Origin of the sequence: Nocardioides zhouii (assembly GCF_004137345.1) — a bacterium.
GTDB classification, from domain to species: domain Bacteria; phylum Actinomycetota; class Actinomycetes; order Propionibacteriales; family Nocardioidaceae; genus Nocardioides; species Nocardioides zhouii.
The window spans coordinates 1-17,096 of the sequence record NZ_SDWV01000005.1 but is presented as its reverse complement, the minus strand read 5'-3'; the positions used below and the strand labels follow the sequence as shown (position 1 = coordinate 17,096).

At 71.9% G+C, this 17,096-nt stretch carries 20 protein-coding genes; 10 read left to right on the top strand and 10 right to left on the bottom strand.

The genetic code is table 11. From position 1 onward, the window contains the following. Nucleotides 1–7: 7 nt before the first annotated feature. Nucleotides 8–1,315 carry a M16 family metallopeptidase gene (locus tag EUA94_RS06115; RefSeq protein WP_129425749.1) on the top strand — a complete coding sequence of 436 codons (1,308 nt, stop codon included), beginning with the start codon at nt 8–10 and terminating at the stop codon, nt 1,313–1,315. Here EUA94_RS06115 and EUA94_RS06110 read toward each other — a convergent pair whose 3' ends face one another. Beyond that, complete coding sequence (locus tag EUA94_RS06110; RefSeq protein ID WP_129425747.1) at nt 1,316–1,831, bottom strand: class I SAM-dependent methyltransferase; 516 nt, start codon at nt 1,829–1,831, stop codon at nt 1,316–1,318. A 126-nt stretch (nt 1,832–1,957) separates the two neighbouring features. Here EUA94_RS06110 and dapB point away from each other — a divergent pair, with 126 nt between their 5' ends. Next, complete coding sequence (dapB, locus tag EUA94_RS06105; protein WP_129426158.1) at nt 1,958–2,701, top strand: 4-hydroxy-tetrahydrodipicolinate reductase; 744 nt, start codon at nt 1,958–1,960, stop codon at nt 2,699–2,701. Between the two features lie 125 nt (nt 2,702–2,826). Next, a complete protein-coding gene (locus EUA94_RS06100; RefSeq protein WP_242494705.1) occupies nt 2,827–4,377 on the top strand; it encodes a M4 family metallopeptidase in 1,551 nt (516 codons plus the stop codon). 73 nt (nt 4,378–4,450) lie between these two features. Here EUA94_RS06100 and EUA94_RS06095 read toward each other — a convergent pair whose 3' ends face one another. From EUA94_RS06095 to EUA94_RS06075, 5 genes are all read right to left on the bottom strand, one after another. Beyond that, a complete protein-coding gene (locus EUA94_RS06095; RefSeq protein WP_129425744.1) occupies nt 4,451–4,747 on the bottom strand; it encodes an AzlD domain-containing protein in 297 nt (98 codons plus the stop codon). Continuing rightward, complete coding sequence (locus EUA94_RS06090; protein ID WP_129425742.1) at nt 4,747–5,478, bottom strand: AzlC family ABC transporter permease; 732 nt, start codon at nt 5,476–5,478, stop codon at nt 4,747–4,749. Before EUA94_RS06090 ends, EUA94_RS06095 begins: the two co-directional genes overlap by 1 nt. Nucleotides 5,479–5,487: 9 nt before the next feature. Next, nucleotides 5,488–5,715 (bottom strand): hypothetical protein, encoded by a 228-nt coding sequence (locus EUA94_RS06085; protein ID WP_129425740.1) that lies wholly within the window; start codon nt 5,713–5,715, stop codon nt 5,488–5,490. Nucleotides 5,716–5,835: 120 nt separating this feature from the next. Continuing rightward, nucleotides 5,836–6,393 carry a GNAT family N-acetyltransferase gene (locus EUA94_RS06080; RefSeq protein ID WP_129425738.1) on the bottom strand — a complete coding sequence of 186 codons (558 nt, stop codon included), beginning with the start codon at nt 6,391–6,393 and terminating at the stop codon, nt 5,836–5,838. After that, nucleotides 6,390–6,998, bottom strand: coding sequence for a DUF3043 domain-containing protein (locus EUA94_RS06075; protein ID WP_242494704.1), 609 nt, complete (start codon nt 6,996–6,998; stop codon nt 6,390–6,392). The genes EUA94_RS06080 and EUA94_RS06075 overlap by 4 nt, the downstream gene beginning before the upstream one ends. A 138-nt stretch (nt 6,999–7,136) precedes the next feature. Here EUA94_RS06075 and EUA94_RS06070 point away from each other — a divergent pair, with 138 nt between their 5' ends. Genes EUA94_RS06070 through EUA94_RS06050 form a run of 5 tightly spaced genes read left to right on the top strand, consistent with a single transcriptional unit; the run spans nt 7,137 to nt 10,900 of the window. Beyond that, complete coding sequence (locus EUA94_RS06070) at nt 7,137–7,934, top strand: PspA/IM30 family protein (RefSeq protein ID WP_207210430.1); 798 nt, start codon at nt 7,137–7,139, stop codon at nt 7,932–7,934. After that, the gene (pspAA, locus tag EUA94_RS06065) at nt 7,931–8,209 is read left to right on the top strand and encodes a PspA-associated protein PspAA (protein WP_129425736.1); all 279 of its coding nucleotides are present in this window, start codon (nt 7,931–7,933) and stop codon (nt 8,207–8,209) included. Before EUA94_RS06070 ends, pspAA begins: the two co-directional genes overlap by 4 nt. Nucleotides 8,210–8,225: 16 nt before the next feature. Beyond that, nucleotides 8,226–9,128 carry a zinc metalloprotease HtpX gene (gene htpX, locus EUA94_RS06060; RefSeq protein ID WP_129425734.1) on the top strand — a complete coding sequence of 301 codons (903 nt, stop codon included), beginning with the start codon at nt 8,226–8,228 and terminating at the stop codon, nt 9,126–9,128. A gap of 12 nt (nt 9,129–9,140) precedes the next feature. After that, nucleotides 9,141–9,713, top strand: coding sequence for a PspA-associated protein PspAB (gene pspAB, locus EUA94_RS06055; RefSeq protein WP_129425732.1), 573 nt, complete (start codon nt 9,141–9,143; stop codon nt 9,711–9,713). Then, nucleotides 9,710–10,900, top strand: coding sequence for a sensor histidine kinase (locus EUA94_RS06050; RefSeq protein ID WP_129425730.1), 1,191 nt, complete (start codon nt 9,710–9,712; stop codon nt 10,898–10,900). Before pspAB ends, EUA94_RS06050 begins: the two co-directional genes overlap by 4 nt. Before the next feature lie 4 nt (nt 10,901–10,904). On the opposite strand, the gene EUA94_RS06045 is transcribed toward EUA94_RS06050, so the two are convergent. Both EUA94_RS06045 and nadA read right to left on the bottom strand, forming a co-directional pair. Beyond that, nucleotides 10,905–12,095: a winged helix DNA-binding domain-containing protein gene (locus EUA94_RS06045; RefSeq protein WP_242494703.1), complete on the bottom strand. Its 1,191-nt coding sequence runs from the start codon at nt 12,093–12,095 to the stop codon at nt 10,905–10,907. Nucleotides 12,096–12,104: 9 nt separating this feature from the next. Beyond that, on the bottom strand, nt 12,105–13,283 hold the full coding sequence (gene nadA / locus EUA94_RS06040) for a quinolinate synthase NadA (protein ID WP_129425728.1): 1,179 nt from the start codon (nt 13,281–13,283) through the stop codon (nt 12,105–12,107). Nucleotides 13,284–13,339: 56 nt separating this feature from the next. Here nadA and EUA94_RS06035 point away from each other — a divergent pair, with 56 nt between their 5' ends. After that, nucleotides 13,340–14,584, top strand: a complete 1,245-nt coding sequence (locus EUA94_RS06035) for a glucose-1-phosphate adenylyltransferase family protein (RefSeq protein WP_129425726.1) — start codon at nt 13,340–13,342, stop codon at nt 14,582–14,584. Between the two features lie 9 nt (nt 14,585–14,593). On the opposite strand, the gene EUA94_RS06030 is transcribed toward EUA94_RS06035, so the two are convergent. After that, the gene (locus tag EUA94_RS06030; RefSeq protein WP_207210429.1) at nt 14,594–15,478 is read right to left on the bottom strand and encodes a GNAT family N-acetyltransferase; all 885 of its coding nucleotides are present in this window, start codon (nt 15,476–15,478) and stop codon (nt 14,594–14,596) included. Further along, nucleotides 15,475–15,894, bottom strand: coding sequence for an SRPBCC family protein (locus EUA94_RS06025; protein WP_129425724.1), 420 nt, complete (start codon nt 15,892–15,894; stop codon nt 15,475–15,477). The genes EUA94_RS06030 and EUA94_RS06025 overlap by 4 nt, the downstream gene beginning before the upstream one ends. A 41-nt stretch (nt 15,895–15,935) precedes the next feature. Here EUA94_RS06025 and EUA94_RS06020 point away from each other — a divergent pair, with 41 nt between their 5' ends. Then, nucleotides 15,936–17,018 (top strand): glycerate kinase family protein, encoded by a 1,083-nt coding sequence (locus EUA94_RS06020; protein WP_129425722.1) that lies wholly within the window; start codon nt 15,936–15,938, stop codon nt 17,016–17,018. Nucleotides 17,019–17,096: the final 78 nt, after the last annotated feature.

Here is a 17,096-nt window from a genome sequence, read left to right as displayed (position 1 = left end):
GACCCCCGTGCAGAAGAACGGCACCACCCGCACCCTCCACACCGTCAAGGACGTCGACGGGTCGGTGACCTCGCGCGTCCGGCGTACGGTCCTGCCCAGCGGCCTGCGGGTCGTCACCGAGCAGATGGTGGGCACCCGCTCGGCCAGCATCGGTGTGTGGGTCAACGTCGGGTCCCGCGACGAGACCCCGGCGCTGCACGGCTGCTCGCACTTCCTCGAGCACCTGCTCTTCAAGGGCACCCCCGAGCGCACCGCGATGGAGATCTCGGTCGCGCTCGACGCGGTGGGTGGCGAGTTCAACGCCTTCACCACCAAGGAGTACACGGTCTTCCACGCCCGGGTCCTCGACGAGGACCTCGGAACGGCCGTCGACGTGCTCGGTGACATGGTGACCGCCTCCACCATCACCGCGGCCGACGTCGAGGCCGAGCGTGACGTGATCCTCGACGAGATCGCGATGCACGACGACGACCCCGACGACGTCGTGCACAACCTCTTCGCCCACCAGGCGTGGGGTGACAGCCCGCTCGGCCGCCCGATCGCGGGCACCGACGCCTCCATCACTGCGATGACGCGCGCCCAGGTCCACCGCTTCTACCGCCGCCACTACACGCCCGGCAACATGGTCGTCTCCGTGGCCGGCAACATCGACCACGCCGACGTCGTGCGCCAGGTCAAGCAGGCCTTCGGCCGCCAGGGCTTCCTCGCGGGTGAGGCGACGCCGACCGCGCCCGCGCAGTCCGAGCGTGCCCGCAAGGTGCACCCCGGTGAGGCGCGCACGGTGCGCCCGCAGGAGCAGGTCAACCTCGTGCTCGGCGTCAAGGGCATGACCCGCACCGACCCCCGCCGCTACGCCCTCGGCGTGCTCAACACCGCCCTCGGCGGCGGCACCTCGTCGCGGATGTTCCAGGAGGTGCGCGAGCACCGCGGCCTGGCCTACTCCGTGTACTCCTTCGCCAGCCACCACGCCGACGCCGGCGTGGTCGGGGTGTCGGTGGGCTGCCTGCCCGGCAAGTACGACGCCGTGCTGGAGACGGTGCGCGGCGAGCTCGCCAAGGTGGCCGCGGAGGGCATCACAGAGGAAGAGCTCCAGCGGGGCAAGGGCCAGCTCAAGGGCGGCCTGCTCCTCGGGCTCGAGGACTCCGCCTCACGCATGTCGCGCCTCGGCAAGGCGGAGCTGGTCTACGACGAGCTCCTCACCATCGACGAGGTGGTCGGCCGGATCGAGGCGGTCACCCTCGACGACGTCGCCACCCTCGCGCGCGACCTCTTCACCCAGCCCGAGATGCTCGCGGTCGTCGGCCCCGCCAAGTAGCTAGCGCTTGGCGATGATCCCGATGACCGGGGGAGCCTTCTGCTCCACGACGCTGACCCGGAAGCCGCCGCGCAGGAGGTTCTCGGAGGCCTTCTTCACGATGTTGGGCACCAGCTCGGGGCGGGCGGCGTCGTAGAAGAGGTAGACCGCGCCACCGGGCACCACCCGCTCGTGGAGCAGGGCGATCTCGTCCTCGCAGGGACGCACCCAGAAGAGGTTCACGTTGAACGCGAAGACCTTGTTGAGCCGCTTGACCGGCACCCGCAGCGTGGCGAGGTCGATCTGGCGTACGACGAGCCGGCCGGCGTCCACGTACTTCTGGTTGCGCCGCTTGGTGCGGTCCACACCCGACTCGGACCGGTCGATCGCGAACAGCTTCCCGGTCTCCAGGTAGCCGCAGATCGCCTCGGCTCCGGCGCCCGGGCCACAGCCGATCTCGAGGACCTGGTCGGAGGGCTGGACCTCCATGAGGTCGACGGCCCACTTGATGCGCGGCGGGATGGTCGAGGACGGCATGGTCCACAGCCTGCCAGACACGCGTGCGCGAGTCAGCCACCGCCACCCGTCGGTCGTCCGCACCACTAGATTGGCCGCGTGAGCACGCCTGAGTCGACACCCCCGGAGACCGCCGACCACGCACCGATCAGGGTCGGGGTGCTGGGCGCCCGCGGCAAGGTCGGGGTCGAGGTCTGCCGTGCCGTCGAGGCGGCACCCGACACCGAGCTGGTCGCATCGGTCGACGCGGGCGACGACATCGAGGAGCTGGCCCGGGCCGGTGCCCAGGTCGTCGTCGACTTCACCCATCCCGACGTGGTGATGGACAACCTGCGCTTCTGCATCGAGCACGGCATCCACGCGGTGGTCGGCACGACGGGCTTCGACCAGGCCCGGCTCGACCAGCTCGACGAGTGGCTCACCGGTGCGCCCGGCGTCGGTGTGCTCATCGCCCCCAACTTCTCCATCGGCGCGATCCTGATGATGCGGTTCGCGGCGCAGGCAGCACCGTTCTTCGAGTCGGTCGAGGTCATCGAGCTGCACCACCCCGACAAGGCCGACGCCCCCTCCGGCACGGCCCGCCGTACGGCCGAGCTGATCGCCGCCGCGCGCCGCGAGGCCGGCAGCGCACCCATGCCCGACGCCACCTCGTCGGGCCTCGACGGTGCGCGCGGCGCCGACGTCGACGGCGTACGCGTCCACGGCCTGCGGGTGCGCGGACTGGTGGCCCACCAGGAGGTCATCCTGGGCGCGGCGGGGGAGACCCTGACCATCCGGCACGACTCGCTGGACCGCGTGTCCTTCACCCCCGGCGTGCTCGTCGGGGTCCGCACAATCTTTACTCGGCCAGGCGTCACCGTGGGGCTAGAGTCGCTGCTCGACCTCGACTGACGCTCGGGAACCATGACTTCCGGCCGGGGGAGCATCGCTCGGGTCACTCCAGCCGCGCGCCACTCGGGGGCGCGGTGCACCTCTCTCCGGAAGGCACCACCATGCGCAGAACAGCAGGACTCGCCGTGCTCGCAGTCGCAGCCGCCACCGCGGCCGCACTGCCGCTGACCACGGCCACGAGCGCCCAAGGTGCGTCGTCATCCGACGTCACCGGCAGCGCTCTTGTGGCGCTGCGGCGCCACCCGGGAGCGGCCCGCTCGACCGAGGGCCAGTCCTTCGTGCCCGGCACGACGGTCGTCGACCCCGACGGCAGCAGCCACGTGCGCTTCGAGCGCACCCTCGACGGCCTCCGGGTGCTCGGCGGCGACCTCGTCGTCCACCAGGACGGAGGCGACGGCTGGGCCGGCGTCAGCCATACCCTCGATGCCCCGCTGACGCTCGGCACCGACGCGGCCGTCGCGAGGACCGCGGCGCAGCGCACCGTCCTGGCGCGCAACGCCCGCTCGCAAGCCGTACGCGGCGACGACCGCGCCTCCGCGAGCGAGCTCGTCGTGGACGCGACCGGCGCCACGCCGCGCCTGGCGTGGGAGGTCGTCACGGAGGGCACCCAGGCTGACGGCACGCCGTCGCGGCTGGCGACGTACGTCGACGCCCGCACCGGCATGGTGATCCGCAGCGAGCAGCAGATCGTCAACGTCGACGGCACCGGCCAGACCCTCTACAGCGGCACCGTGCCGCTCAGCGTGACGAAGTCGGGCACGACCTACCAGCTGCGCAACGACGGGATCCGCGGCAACACCTACACCTCCGACATGAAGAACAAGTCCGGCGGCAACGCCACTCTCATCACCAGCGCGACCACCGTGTTCGGCAGCGGTCTCAACAGCAACCGGGCCACGGCCGGCGCCGACGCGCAGTACGGCTCGAACGCGACGTGGGACTACTTCCAGATCACGCATGGCCGCAACGGGATCTTCAACACCGGTGCGGGTTCGTACAACCGGGTCCACTACGGCAAGAACTACGTCAACGCGTTCTGGGACGGCTCGAAGATGACCTACGGCGACGGTGACGGGGTGAACTTCGGCCCGCTCGTGTCGCTCGACGTGGCCGGTCACGAGATGTCGCACGGTGTCACCGAGAACTCCGCCGGCCTGACGTACTCGGGTGAGTCCGGTGGCCTCAACGAGGCCACGAGCGACATCTTCGGCACGATGGTCGAGTTCTACGCGGCGAACGCCAACGACCCGGCCGACTACCTGATCGGCGAGGAGTTCGACATCAAGAACCACGTCGGGTTCCGTCGCATGGACAACCCGATCGCGGACGGCAGCTCGCCGAACTGCTACAGCACCAACACCAAGAACCTCGACGTGCACTACTCCTCGGGTGTGGGCAACCACTTCTTCTACCTGCTCGCCGAGGGCTCGGGTGCGAAGACGATCGGCGGGGTGGCCCACAACTCGCCGACCTGCAACGCCTCGACGGTCACCGGCATCGGCCGCGACGCCGCGGGCAAGATCTGGTACCGCGCGCTGACCGTCTACATGACGTCCAGCACGAACTACGCCGGTGCTCGTACTGCCACCCTCAACGCCGCGCGTGACCTCTACGGTGCCGGCTCGGTGCAGCAGAACACCGTCGCCGCCGCCTGGAGCGCGGTCTCGGTCAACTGACCCCGCCAGATCGTCGTACGCCGTCATCCCGCCTGCTGCACGGCAGGGGTGGCGGCGTACGACTTCGCCCGCGTCAGACGAGACGGGCGAGGGCCGCCACGACCGCCGCCCCCACGACCACGACCAGGAACGGTGCCCGCAGGAGCAGCGCGACCACGGCGAAGCCCAGCCCGAGGACGCGCGCGTCCACGGTGAGCGCTGCGCCGTTGGAGAACACCTGCACCGCGACCAGTGCCGCGAGCAGCGCCACGGGGATCAGGTCGGCCACGCGCTCGACCGTCGGGTGGCTGAGGACCCGCTCAGGCAGGGAGAGACCGGCCAGCTTGAGCACGTAGCAGCCGGCGCACGCCAGCAGGATCGCGGTCCACATCAGGCGTGACCGCCTGCCACGTCGTCGACGCCGGGGATCTCGGTCGGGTCGTCCCGCTTCGAGAGCACCCCGACCAGGACGGCGACGCCGCCGGCGGCGAGCACGGGTACGCCGGGTGCGGTGACGGGCACCATCGAGAGCGCCACCGCCGCCCCGAGCACGCCGACGAGGATGTTGCGGCGGTCCCGGAGCCGCGGCCACAGCAGCGCCAGGAAGGCCGCGCCCACGGCCGCATCGAGGCCGTACGTCCGCGGGTCGCCGACGGCCTCGCCGGCGAACGCTCCGATGGCGGTCGCCGCGTTCCACAGCACGAAGACGGCGATCCCGGTCGTGGCGAAGCCGAGGCGGGCGGCCTCGGTGGAGCCGCGCGTGACTCCCATGGCAGTGGACTCGTCGATGAGGATGTGGGCCGCACCGGCCCGCCGCCAGCCGCGCCACTGCAGCAGGGGTGCCATCCGCAGCCCGTAGAGGGCGTTGCGCGTGCCGAGCAGCAACGCGGTGGCTGCGCCCGACAGCGGCGCTCCGCCGGCGGCCACCACACCGACCAGCGCGAACTGGCTGGCGCCGGTGAACATCAGTAGCGACAGCACGCACGTCTGGGCGACGGTGAGGCCCGACGCGACCGAGACGGCGCCGAACCCGATGCCGTACGCCCCCGTGGCCACGCCGACGGCGATGCCGTCGCGGATGATCCCGGAGCGCTCAGCAGGGCTGAGAACACCGTCGGTCACGAGCCGAGGCTAGAGGATGCGCCTCCGCGCCCGGGAGGGGCGGGTCTGCCGCTGGTGGAAGTCGTGGACGAGGACGAACGCCGCGGCCACACCGGCCGCGGTGCCGGCCAGCAGTCCCACGCGGAGGTTGAGCGGGATCTCCGGCATGACGCCGAACCAGAACCCGATCCCGACGCAGACGACGAGTGCTGCGAGGACGAGGACGAAGCGGTGGAGCGTGGGAAGCGGACCGAGCATGACGAACCCCCGTGCGTTGCCGGCGAGGTAGCCGGAACATCCATAGTGACGCGCGTCACAGGAAATACAAGCCACCCAGGGGTGGACTGGCGCGTCGCGGCCGGCGGGGTGCGGGCGCGGTCAGCCGATGGCCGTGTGGAGCCGGACCTGGCGCACCGTCGTCGCGCCGGTGCCGTCGAGGTCGAGCTCGCGGTGCGCGGTGTCGGGCGCCCACCCGGCGTCGGTGAGGAATGTACGCAGGGCGTCGTCGCCGGCGTTGACCCACGTCACCGCGCGCGTGAACCGATCGGCGGCGAGGGTGTCGACCGCCGCCTGCAGGAGCCGGGAGCCGTGGCCCTTGGCCCGCTCGTCGGGGTCGAGGGTGACCTCGGCGAGCTCGCCGTCGGCGACGGGATCGCAGTCGGGGTCGACTGCCGGTGAGGTCAGGGCGAAGCCCACGACGCGGTTGCGCTCGAGGGCGACGAGCACCCGGTGCCGGGCGTCGGCGGGCTTGACGAGCGCCTGGCGCCACTGGGCCGCGACACCGTCGACGTCAGTGGGCAGCAGCTCGGCCGGCAGCAGCCCGGCGTAGAGCGCGGGCCAGGCGCGGACCTGGACTCCGGCGATCGAGGCAGCGTCGTCGGCCCAGGCGATGCGGACCGAGACGTCGGCGGTCGGGCCACCGTGGCTGTGGCTCATCGATAGGTCTCGGGCAGCTTCTCGCCGATCTTGACCTGGGGCTTGGGCAGTCGGAGGAACTTCATCTGCAGCGAGCGGAGGGCGGCGTAGAAGGTGATGCCCTTGGTGGACTCGCCCGGGAAGCGGCGTGCCACCTCGCGACGCAGCCGGAACCGGAGCATCAGGATGTCGACCGCGATCACCAGGATCGTGCTGAAGAGCACCGTGTTGCCCAGCCGGATCAGGCGATCGCTGCCCGAGTAGCCCAGGACCATCGAGAGCACCAGCAGCGGGACCATCAGCTCGATGAACGAGAACCGCGAGTCGACGTAGTCGCGGATGAAGCGGCGGACCGGGCCACGGTCGCGGGCCGGCAGGTAGCGCTCGTCGCCGGTCTTCATGGCCTGCCGCATCTTCTGCGAGGTCTCGCCGCGTGCGGCGCGCTGGGCGGCCGCCTGCTCCTTGCGCGTGCGGGGCACCTTGGCGCGCGCCCGGGCGGCCGCCTCGGCCTCCTTGCGGCTGGGCGTGGGTCGACCCTTGCCGCCGACCTTCTCGGGGGCGGTCGGGGTGGTTGGCTCGGAGCTGGAACGACGGAACACGCGTGCTGCCTTCAGGTGGATCGACATGGGGGCCGGATGCTGCGGCCCAGCCTATCGTCGCCGCCCCCGGGTCCCGCCGTCGGCGGATGCCCTACCTCCGGCTTGGGTTTGGATCTAGGGTGAGAGTGACGACCGAGCCATGACCGAGAGAGGGTTTCCACCCCGATGAGTCTCATGAAGCGCATCAGCCTGATCTTCCGCTCCAAGGCCAACAAGGCCCTGGACAAGGCGGAGGATCCCCGCGAGACGCTGGACTACAGCTACCAGCGACAGCTCGAGCTGCTCTCGAAGGTACGCCGAGGAGTGGCCGACGTGGCCACCAGCCGCAAGCGCGTCGAGCTCCAGGTCAACCAGATCGAGCAGCAGGCGGCCAAGCTCCAGGGCCAGGCCGAGAAGGCGATCGCCGCCGGCCGCGAGGACCTGGCGCGCGAGGCCCTGACCCGCAAGTCCGGGCTCGGCTCGCAGATCACCAGCCTCAAGGAGCAGCAGGCGACCCTCCAGGGCGAGGAGGAGAAGCTGGTCCTCGCCCAGCAGCGCCTGCAGGCGAAGGTCGAGGCCTTCCGCACCCGCAAGGAGACCATCAAGGCGACGTACACCGCCGCCGAGGCGCAGACGCGCATCGGAGAGGCAATGTCGGGCATCGGCGAGGAGATGGGCGACGTCGGTCTCGCGATCCAGCGCGCCGAGGACAAGACGGCGCAGATGCAGGCCCGCGGGCAGGCCATCGACGAGCTGATCGCCTCGGGCGCCCTCGACGACGCCTCGCAGATGAACGCCGGCGACGACATCACGCGCGAGCTCGACGCCCTCAGCTCCGGCTCCGACGTCGAGGCCGAGCTGGCCAGGCTCAAGGCCGGCAACGCCCCGCCGGCGGCCATCGAGGCCTCGGACGGCGACATCCTGCAGGAGACCCCCGAGGAGCAGGCGGTCCGGCGCGAGACCAGCGAGGGCGGCCCGGCATGATCGTCCGGATCCTCGGCGAGGGGCAGTACGACCTCGACGACCACGCCCTCGACGCCCTCAACGGCCTGGACAACCAGATCGAGAGCGCCATCGAGTCCGGTGACGAGGCGATGTTCCGCACCGCGCTCCAGGGCCTGCTGGCCGCGGTCCGCACCAGCGGCACGCACCACGACCTCGACTCCCTCGACGAGTCCGACCTGATCCTCCCGCCGCCCGACGCGACGATCGACGAGGTCCGCGAGCTCCTGGGCGACGACGGTCTGATCCCGGGTTGAGGCCGACCGGCTCCTGATGGCCACCTCCCGCTTCATCAAGGACACCGGGCTCACCGCCCGGATGACCCTCACCATGTTCCTGCTCGGCGCGCTCTTCGTCGGCCTGGTCGTCGTCGTGATCGGCTTCGTCGGCAGGAGCGCCGCCCCGGTCGTGGCGATCATCGCGATCGGCATCGCGTTCTGGCAGTGGTGGAGCTCGGACAAGGTCGCCATGCGGGCGATGCGCGCCCGCGAGGTGACGCCGGAGGAGGCGCCCGAGCTGCACGGCATGATCGACCGGCTGTGCGCGCTGGCCGACATGCCCAAGCCCCGGGTGGGCATCGCCGACATGTCCCTCCCCAACGCCTTTGCGACGGGGCGCTCGCCGGACCGGGCCGTGGTGTGCGTGACGACCGGCATCCTGCAGACCCTCGATGCCGAGGAGCTGGAGGCCGTCCTGGCCCACGAGCTGAGCCACGTCGCCCACCGCGACGTGCTGGTGATGACGGTCGCCTCGTCGGCCGGCATCGCCGCGGGCCTGCTCATGAGGTTCGCCCAGTTCGGCGGGATGGGGCGCTCACGCAACAACAGCGCCCTGCCGGCCGTGCTCGTCGCCCTCGTCGCCAGCCTCGTCGTGTACGCCGTCAGCTTCCTGCTGCTGCGCCTGCTCTCGCGCTACCGCGAGCTCAGCGCCGACCGGGCCGGGGCGTACCTGACGCTCAAGCCGGCTGCCCTGGCCTCCGCGCTGCAGAAGATCAGCGGTGAGGCCGCGGCGATCCCCCAGCGCGACCTGCGCTCCGCCAGCGCCGCCAGCGCGCTCTGCATCGTCCCCGCCCTGAGCGGAGGCGTGAGCGGACTGATGGCGACCCACCCGCCCCTGCAGCAGCGCCTCGAGCAGCTGGCCCGGATCCAGGCCGAGCTCAGCCGGCCGACCGGCTGAGGGCGAGGGCACATGGGACTGTGGGAGACGATGCGCGCGCGGACGACACCGAAGCGCAACGACCTCGACGCCCTGTTCCTCGTGCCGAGCGCCGCGATCACGCTGCAGACGGCCCAGGGGTTCCTGCCGACCGGGTCCGGCTCGGTCTGCTACCGCTCGGCGACCGGGGCGGCGTTCGCCCAGACCCAGGCCGACGTGCTCGCCCTGCTCGACGGTGATGCCGACTCGCCGTACGTGACCGTCACGACGGACGACTTCGGCTTCACCTGGCTCGTGGTCGCGGGCGATCCCGCCGACCCGTCAGGTCTCTGCACCGACCTGCACGCCGTCAACACGACGCTCGAGGTCAACGGCTTCGCAGGCGGGTTGCTCTGCTCGATGGTGCCGTTCGTCAACGCCGCCGGCCAGCGCTTCGGCCTGACCTACCTCTACAAGCAGGGCACCTTCTACGCGTTCGCGCCCACCGGCGAGCAGTCCCGCGACAACCTGCTGGAGCTGTCGGTGCGCGACCTCCTCGCGCCCGAGCTGCCGATGGAGCCCGATCTCCAGCGCTGGCTGGCGATCTGGAAGGCGCCGGGACTGTGAACGCCACCGACCGGGACGACCGGCAGCGCGAGCTCGTCCTGGCGACGTACGGCGTCCTCTCCGGGCCGCCGCGCCGCGAGCTGGGGGCACTGGTCGACCTCGCTGCGCAGGTGGCCGGCGTGCCCTTCGCGGCGGTCAACCTGTTCAGCTCGCGGTTCCAGCACCAGGTCGCGACGTTCGGCTTCGACGGCGAGGACTCCCCGCTGGAGGACTCGATGTGCCGGCTGGTGGTCGACTCCGAGCGGGCGATCATGGTCGAGGACGCCGCCCGCGACGACCGGTTCGCCGACAATCCCTGGACGACCGGGCAGATCGCCAAGGTCAAGTACTACGGCTCGCACCCGCTGCGCACACCCGCCGGACTCGTCATCGGCACGCTCTGCGTCTTCGACAACGACACCCACCGGGTGACCCCCGAGGCGGCGAGGGGCCTGTCCCTGCTGGCCGACCGGGTGGTCGACGTGCTCGAGCTGGAGCTGGCCTCGCGCCGCCTCGGCGAGGCCAACGTCCGGCTGACCACTGCCAACGACCGGCTCGAGCACTTCGCGGGCCAGGTCAGCCACGACCTCAAGAATCCCCTCACGTCGGTGTCGCTCTCCCTCGAGGCGCTCGAGCTCGACGTCACCGACCCCTACCACCTCGACACGGTGGCCCGGGCCCGTCGCGGGGTGGACCGGATGAACGGCATGATCAGCGACCTGCTGGCCTTCGCGTCGCAGGGGGTCGCTCCCGGCGACGACCCGGTCGACCTCGCCGTCGAGCTCGGTTCCGCGCTCGACGACCTGGCGGGGCGCCTCGCGACCCGGTCGGTGGCCGTCGGTGACCTGCCCGTCGTCCGCGGCGACGCCGCCCAGCTGCGCTCGGTGCTGATGAACCTCGTCGACAACGCGGTGAAGTTCACCGACGACGGAGCGGACCCCGAGATCGAGGTGGGCTCGCGGGTCGTGGCCGGACGGCAGCGGATCGAGGTGCGCGACCGTGGTCGCGGCGTCCCGGCCGACCGGCGCGAGCGGATCTTCGCGCCACTGGCCCGCCTCGACAAGACGGTCGAGGGCGTGGGCATCGGGCTCGCCACGTGCCGGAGGATCGTCGAGGCGCACGGCGGGACGATGGGCGTCGAGGAGCGAGACGGAGGCGGCTCGGTCTTCTGGTTCGAGCTGCCGGTCGCCGACGACGTGCTGGGATAGCCGGCTACGGCAGCCGGGCCTGCTTCATCTGGCGCGAGGCGTAGACGTTGCCGATCACGGTGCCGCCGAGCCATGCGGTGAGCCGCGCTGCCTCGGCGTCGAGCGACTCCTGCCCGGCACGACCGACGTCCTCGAGCAGCGAGAGGCGTACGACGCCCTCGTTGTCCTGCACCCAGCAGCCCACGACGCGACCGCCCCACCACGCCGTCGTGCCCGCGTTGCCGTTGGTGTCGAACAGGCAGGGGACGTGGGCGGGGTCGAGGTAGAAGTCGCGGCCCTTCCAGCCCATGACCGTGGTGTCGAGCGTCGGGAGCAGCGCGGCCCAGGGCTCGACGGGTGCGGTCTCCTCGGTGTCCTGCGGGTGGAGCCAGGCAGTGGCTCCGTCGTCGAGCTCCACCTCGACGGCCTCGACGTCCACGAGGGCGCGGGTGACGGCCGTCTTGGTCGATCCGAGCCACCACTGCAGGTCGGCGGCGGTGCCGGGGCCGAAGGTGAGCAGCCAGCGGCGTACGAGCTCGGCATAGCCTGCAGCCTCGTCGAGAGGCTCCTCGACGACGCCCAACCAGTCCTCGGCCGTGGTCCAGGTGGGCTTGTTCAGTCGCCAGTGTCCAGAGTTGCGGCCGCGCACCGCGGCGCCCTCGAGCCCGAGGTGGGTCAGCACCCACGGTGCCACTGGCGTCGGCCGGTCGTAGGCCTTGTCCGTGGTGCCGCCGATCATCCCGGCCAGCTCCGGCACCTCGGCCCGGAGCTGGGCGGTCGTCGCCGGCCCGGCGGCGAGACGGGCGAGCGTCGCCTGTCGAGCCGCGTCGAGCCAGGCCTCGCCGTCGGAGGCGATGCCGGCGCCCTCGATGGCCTTGGCGATCCGCTTGCGCTCCGCCGTCGCGACCCGCGCGGACGCGCTGCCCCAGGCAGCAGGCAGCAGGTCGCGAGGGAAGACGAACAGCGTGCGCCGCATGGCGAGCTGCTTGACCACCTCGCGTGAGTCGTAGAGCGCGGTGTCGACGTCGCCGGGCGTGAGTCCCTCGGCGCGCGCGGCGACGGCGAGGTGCACGGTGGCCGCCTCGGTGGCGTGCAGGACGGTCATCGCCCGCGTCACCGACTCGACGGCACCGAGCCGGTGGGCGGGCGCCAGCGCATGGCGTACGCCGATCCGTCGACGGCGCTCGGCGTCGCTGACCCTGCGCAGTGCCGTCATCGCCGCGGGTCAGTCGCGGTGGGACTTGCCGGGCAGGTCGAGCATCCGCTGCAGCGCGACGAGTGCGTCGGCCTCGGTCTCCGGGTCGACGGTGATCTGGTTGACCACCTGCCCAGCGACGAGGTTCTCCAGCGCCCACACCAGGTGCGGAAGGTCGATCCGGTTCATCGTCGAGCAGTAGCAGACGTTGCGGTTGAGGAAGACGATCGTCTTGTCGGGGTGGTTGTCGGCGAGCCTCTTGACCAGGTTGAGCTCGGTGCCGATGGCCCAGACGGTGCCGGGCTCGGCGGCCTCGATCGTCTTGATGATGAACTCGGTCGAGCCGACCAGGTCGGCCTTGAGCACGACCTCGTGCGGGCACTCGGGGTGGACGAGGATGTTGATGCCGGGGTGCTTCGCCCGGAGCTCGTCGACGACGTCCTCGGTGAAGCGGCCGTGCACCGAGCAGTGCCCCTTCCACAGGATCATCCGCGCGTGCGCGAGCTCGTCGGCCGTGAGGCCGCCGCTCGGGAGGTGGGGGTCCCACACGACGCACTCGTCGAGGCCGATGCCCATCTGCAGGACTGCGGTGTTGCGCCCCAGGTGCTGGTCGGGGAGGAAGAGGATCTTGGCCTCGCCGGCGGGCTTCTGGGCGAACGCCCAGTCGAGCGCGACGTCGGCGTTGGAGGACGTACACACGACGCCGCCGTTGCGTCCGCAGAACGCCTTGATGTCGGCGCTGGAGTTCATGTACGTCACCGGCACGACGCTGTCCTGGATGCCGGCGTCGCCCATCGCGTCCCAGGCGTCCTCGACCTGGCGCAACCGGGCCATGTCGGCCATCGAGCAGCCGGCCGCGAGGTCGGGCAGCACGACCTGCTGGGACGGCGCGGTGAGGATGTCGGCGGACTCGGCCATGAAGTGCACGCCGCAGAAGACGATGAACTCGGCGTCCGGGCGGCCAGCTGCGTCGCGGGCGAGCTTGAAGGAGTCGCCGGTGACGTCGGCGAACTGGATGACCTCGTCGCGCTGGTAGTGGTGGCCCAGCACGAACAGCCGGTCGCCGAGGGCGGCCTTCGCCGCACGGGCGCGCTCGACCAGGTCGGGGTCGGACGCCGCCGGCAGGTCGCCCGGGCACTCGACGCCACGTTCGGCGTCGAGGTCGCGGCCCTTGCCGAGGGGGAGGAGCGGCAGGTCGACGAGGCTCATACCTCTCATCCTAGGAGGGGGCGCCGACTCGGAGCGCCGCGTGGGAGTGTGTGGCCATGTCACGACGTGGTGAGGTGCTCGCCCTGGTCCAGGCGGGCGGCCAGGGCTCCCGCATGGACGTCCTCACCCGCGAGCAGGCGAAGCCCGCGCTGCCCTACGGCGGGGTGCACCGCCTGATCGACTTCGCGCTCTCCGGACTGGTGCACGCCGATCTCGCGGATGTGTGGGTGTCGCTGGAGTACCAGGTGACGTCCCTGGACGACTACCTCTCCGGCGGCCGCCCGTGGAGCCTGGACCGCAACCGAGGCGGCTTCCGCCGGATCGTGCCGCAGACCGGGACCGGTCCTGCGACCGAGAGCGGGTTCGCGTTCGGCAACGGCGACCTGCTGCTGCGGATGTCGGCCGACATCGAGGCGTTCGGCGCGCCCACGCTCGTGGTCTGCAGCGCCGACCACGTCTTCAACATGGACCTCGGCCCCGTCGTCGAGGAGCACGTCACCTCCGGGCGTGCGGCGACCGTGCTCACCAGCGAGGTGAGCAAGAAGGACGCCTCCGACAACGTCGTGGTGGTCGCGGGCAAGGGCGGCACGGTCACCGCCATCGAGCACAAGCCGTCGCGGCCGTCCGTCGGCACGGTGGCGACCGAGATCTTCGTCTACGACACGGAGGTCCTGCTCGCGGCGCTGCACGACCTGCGGCGCGAGCTGGCCGGGGAGCAGGATGACCCGGACGACGCGGCCGACGGCGACAGCGGCATCGGCGACTTCGGCGAGCACCTCCTGCCGCGCCTGGTCGAGGGCGGCAAGGTCGCCGCCGTGCCGCTCACCGGCTACTGGCGCGACGTCGGCCAGCCCGGCCTCTACCTGCAGTCGCACCGCGACCTCCTGGTCGGCAAGGTGGACGTCTTCGACCACCCCGGCCGCCCCGTCATCTCGCACTGGCCGGACCGACCCGCCGCCCGCGTACGCGCTGCTGGAGAGTGCCGCGACTCGATGCTGTCCCCGGGGGCCGACGTCTCCGGGCTCGTGGTCGGCAGCGTGCTCGGCCCGGGCGTCGTCGTCGAGAAGGGCGCTGAGGTGCACGACAGCGTCGTGATGGAGGACTGCGTCATCCGGGCGGGTGCCGTGGTGCGGACGTCCGTGCTGGACGAGCGCTGCGAGGTCGCGTCCCGTGCCCGGGTGGGCGCGGAGCCGACGCGGCGGCTGGCGCACGACGACGACCTCGTGCTGGTCGGCCGCGACTCGCGGGTCGCCGGTCTGGTCGCGGCGGGCGCGCGCCTGGAGCCGGGGTCCAGTCTCTAGTTCGTGCTCCTAGAGGAACGTGCTGTGCGGGATGTACGGCGCCGGGGGCTTGAGGTGCCGCGTGGCGAGGAAGTTGCGCGAGTGGATCTCGAGCCGGGCGGCGGTCGCGACGTCCAGCGCCCACTGGTTCGCCGTGCTCACACGAGGGATCTCGACCGGGGTGTCCGGGTCGGTGGCGGCCAGCGACTCCCACAGCAGCGAGGCCGCCGTACGCCTGCTCTCGGCCGCGAGGCACTGCACGCCGCCGGTCCGCGAGACGTACGCGTATCCCTGGCCGGCCGGGTGGTCGATGACGATGAGCCGGAACTGCTCGGCGAGGAGCGCGTGGTCGGGTCCGTGGGCGGCGCCGCGCGTACGCCGGTCGAGGCTGTCGCAGAGGTCGCGGTCGGCCGCGGTGCCCTCGCGGACGTACGGCACGGCCGGGAGCACGGCCCGGGAGACCGATCCCCACAGCACCATCTGCGGGTGCAGGTCGAAGCCGGCCCTGCGATAGCGGTGCAGCGCCCCCTGGTCCTGGCTGGCGATGAACATGCCGCGGAGGCAGCCGTCGCCGTAGCGGGTCGCCGCGTCGAGGAGCAGGGTCCCGAGCCCGCGGCCCTGCGCCTCCGGCGCTACGGCGAACGAGCAGAGGATCCACATCAGCTCACGCCGCAGCGAGGTGGCGAGGCCGACGACGACACCGTCCTCCTCCGCGACCCAGCACCCGCCGGGATCGGTGGTGAGCTTGTGGCGCGACTTGGCCAGCCAGTCGGCGCGGCCGGCCTCGGACCGCGGCGCCGGATCGGGCCAGGACCGCTGGAAGGTGGCGCGATCGACCTCGTAGTACGCGGCGCGCGTGATGGCCTCGCACGCCGCGAGGTCCTCGACCCGCATCGGCCGGACGAGCAGGGTCACGACACGTGGACGGCGTACCGGCGGAGCAGGTCGGCCCAGTGGGTGTACTTCTCGCGGACCTCCTCGGTGCCCGGCACCCAGTTGCTGTGCACCAGCCGGACGAGTGTGCCGCCGGCCTCGGCCTCGGTGAAGCGGACGTCGAGGACGGTCGCCTCGTCCTCGGGGTGTCCGAGCCAGAACTCCTGGGTGTAGCGGCCGATCGGGTCCCACTCCATCACGCGGCCCCAGACGTACTGCTCGTCCTCGTGCACCATCGCCACCGGCCCGTTGGGATCGATCGCGATGCCGCTGAAGGTGGCGGCGTCCGGGGTGAGCATGGGGTCCCACCACTCGCCCATCTGGGCGGTGAAGCCGACGAAGGCCTCGGTGACGGTCACGGGCACCGTGACCTCGGCGACGATGGGGTCAAGGCTCATGCAGTCAGCATGCCCGACGGTGTCACTGCAAGGATGCCAACATGCGCGTTCTCATCGCTCCGGACAAGTTCGCGGGAACCCTCACGGCCGTCGAGGCGGCCGAGGCCATCGCGGCTGGCTGGCGGCGCCGGTCGCCCGACGACGAGCTCGACCTCGCGCCCATGGCCGACGGCGGCCCCGGCTTCGTCGACGTGCTCCACGCCGCGCTCGGTGGCGACCTCGCGGCGGTGACGGTGTCGGGTCCGCACGGTGCGCCGGTGCCCGCCGTGGTGCTGCGCGTGGGCGAGACGGCGTACGTCGAGAGCGCGCAGGCCGCCGGCCTGCACCTGGTCGACGGGGACCCGGAGACCGCATCGAGCCGTGGCGTCGGTGAGCTGCTGCTCGCGGCCGTGGACGGTGGCGCGCGGACCGTGGTGGTGGGGCTCGGCGGGACGGGCACCAACGACGGTGGCGCCGGCGTCCTGGCCGCGCTGGGGGCGCTCTCCGACGGCGTGCTCGACGGCGGCCCGTCCGCCCTGGCGTCCGTGACCACGGTCGACCTCGGACCGGCGCGCGAGCGCCTGGCCGGCATCACCCTGGTCGCGGCGAGCGACGTCGACAGCCCGCTGACCGGCCTCTTCGGCGCCACCAAGACCTTCGGGCCGCAGAAGGGGATCGGCGAGGAGCGGATCGCCGAGGTCGACGGCTGGCTCGAGGCCTTCGCCGTCGCCACCGACCGGCGTACGTCGCTGGAGAAGGGCGCCGGCGCCGCGGGCGGCATCGGCTACGCACTCCTCGTCCTCGGGGCCACCCGCGAGCCGGGCATCGACCTGGTCACCTCGGCGGTCTCGCTCGCGGAGCGGGCCCGGCGCGCTGACCTCGTGGTGACGGGCGAGGGCTCCTTCGACTTCTCCAGCCGCGCCGGCAAGGTGCCCTACGGCGTCGCGGCCGTCGCGTCGGAGGCGCTGCGACCGTGCATCGCCCTGGCCGGGCGCGTGCTGGTCGGCTCGCGGGAGATGCGGGCCCTCGGGATCGAGTCGGCGTACTCCCTCGTGGACATGGTGGGGGAGGAGCGGGCGCTCGGCGCGCCCGCAGAGGCCCTCGCCGACCTCGCCCAGCGTGTCGCCCGGACGTGGTCGCGCTGAGGTGGTCGCGCTGAGGTGGTCGCGCTGAGGTGGTCGCGCTGAGGTGGTCGCGCTGAGGTGGTCGCGCTGAGGTGGTCG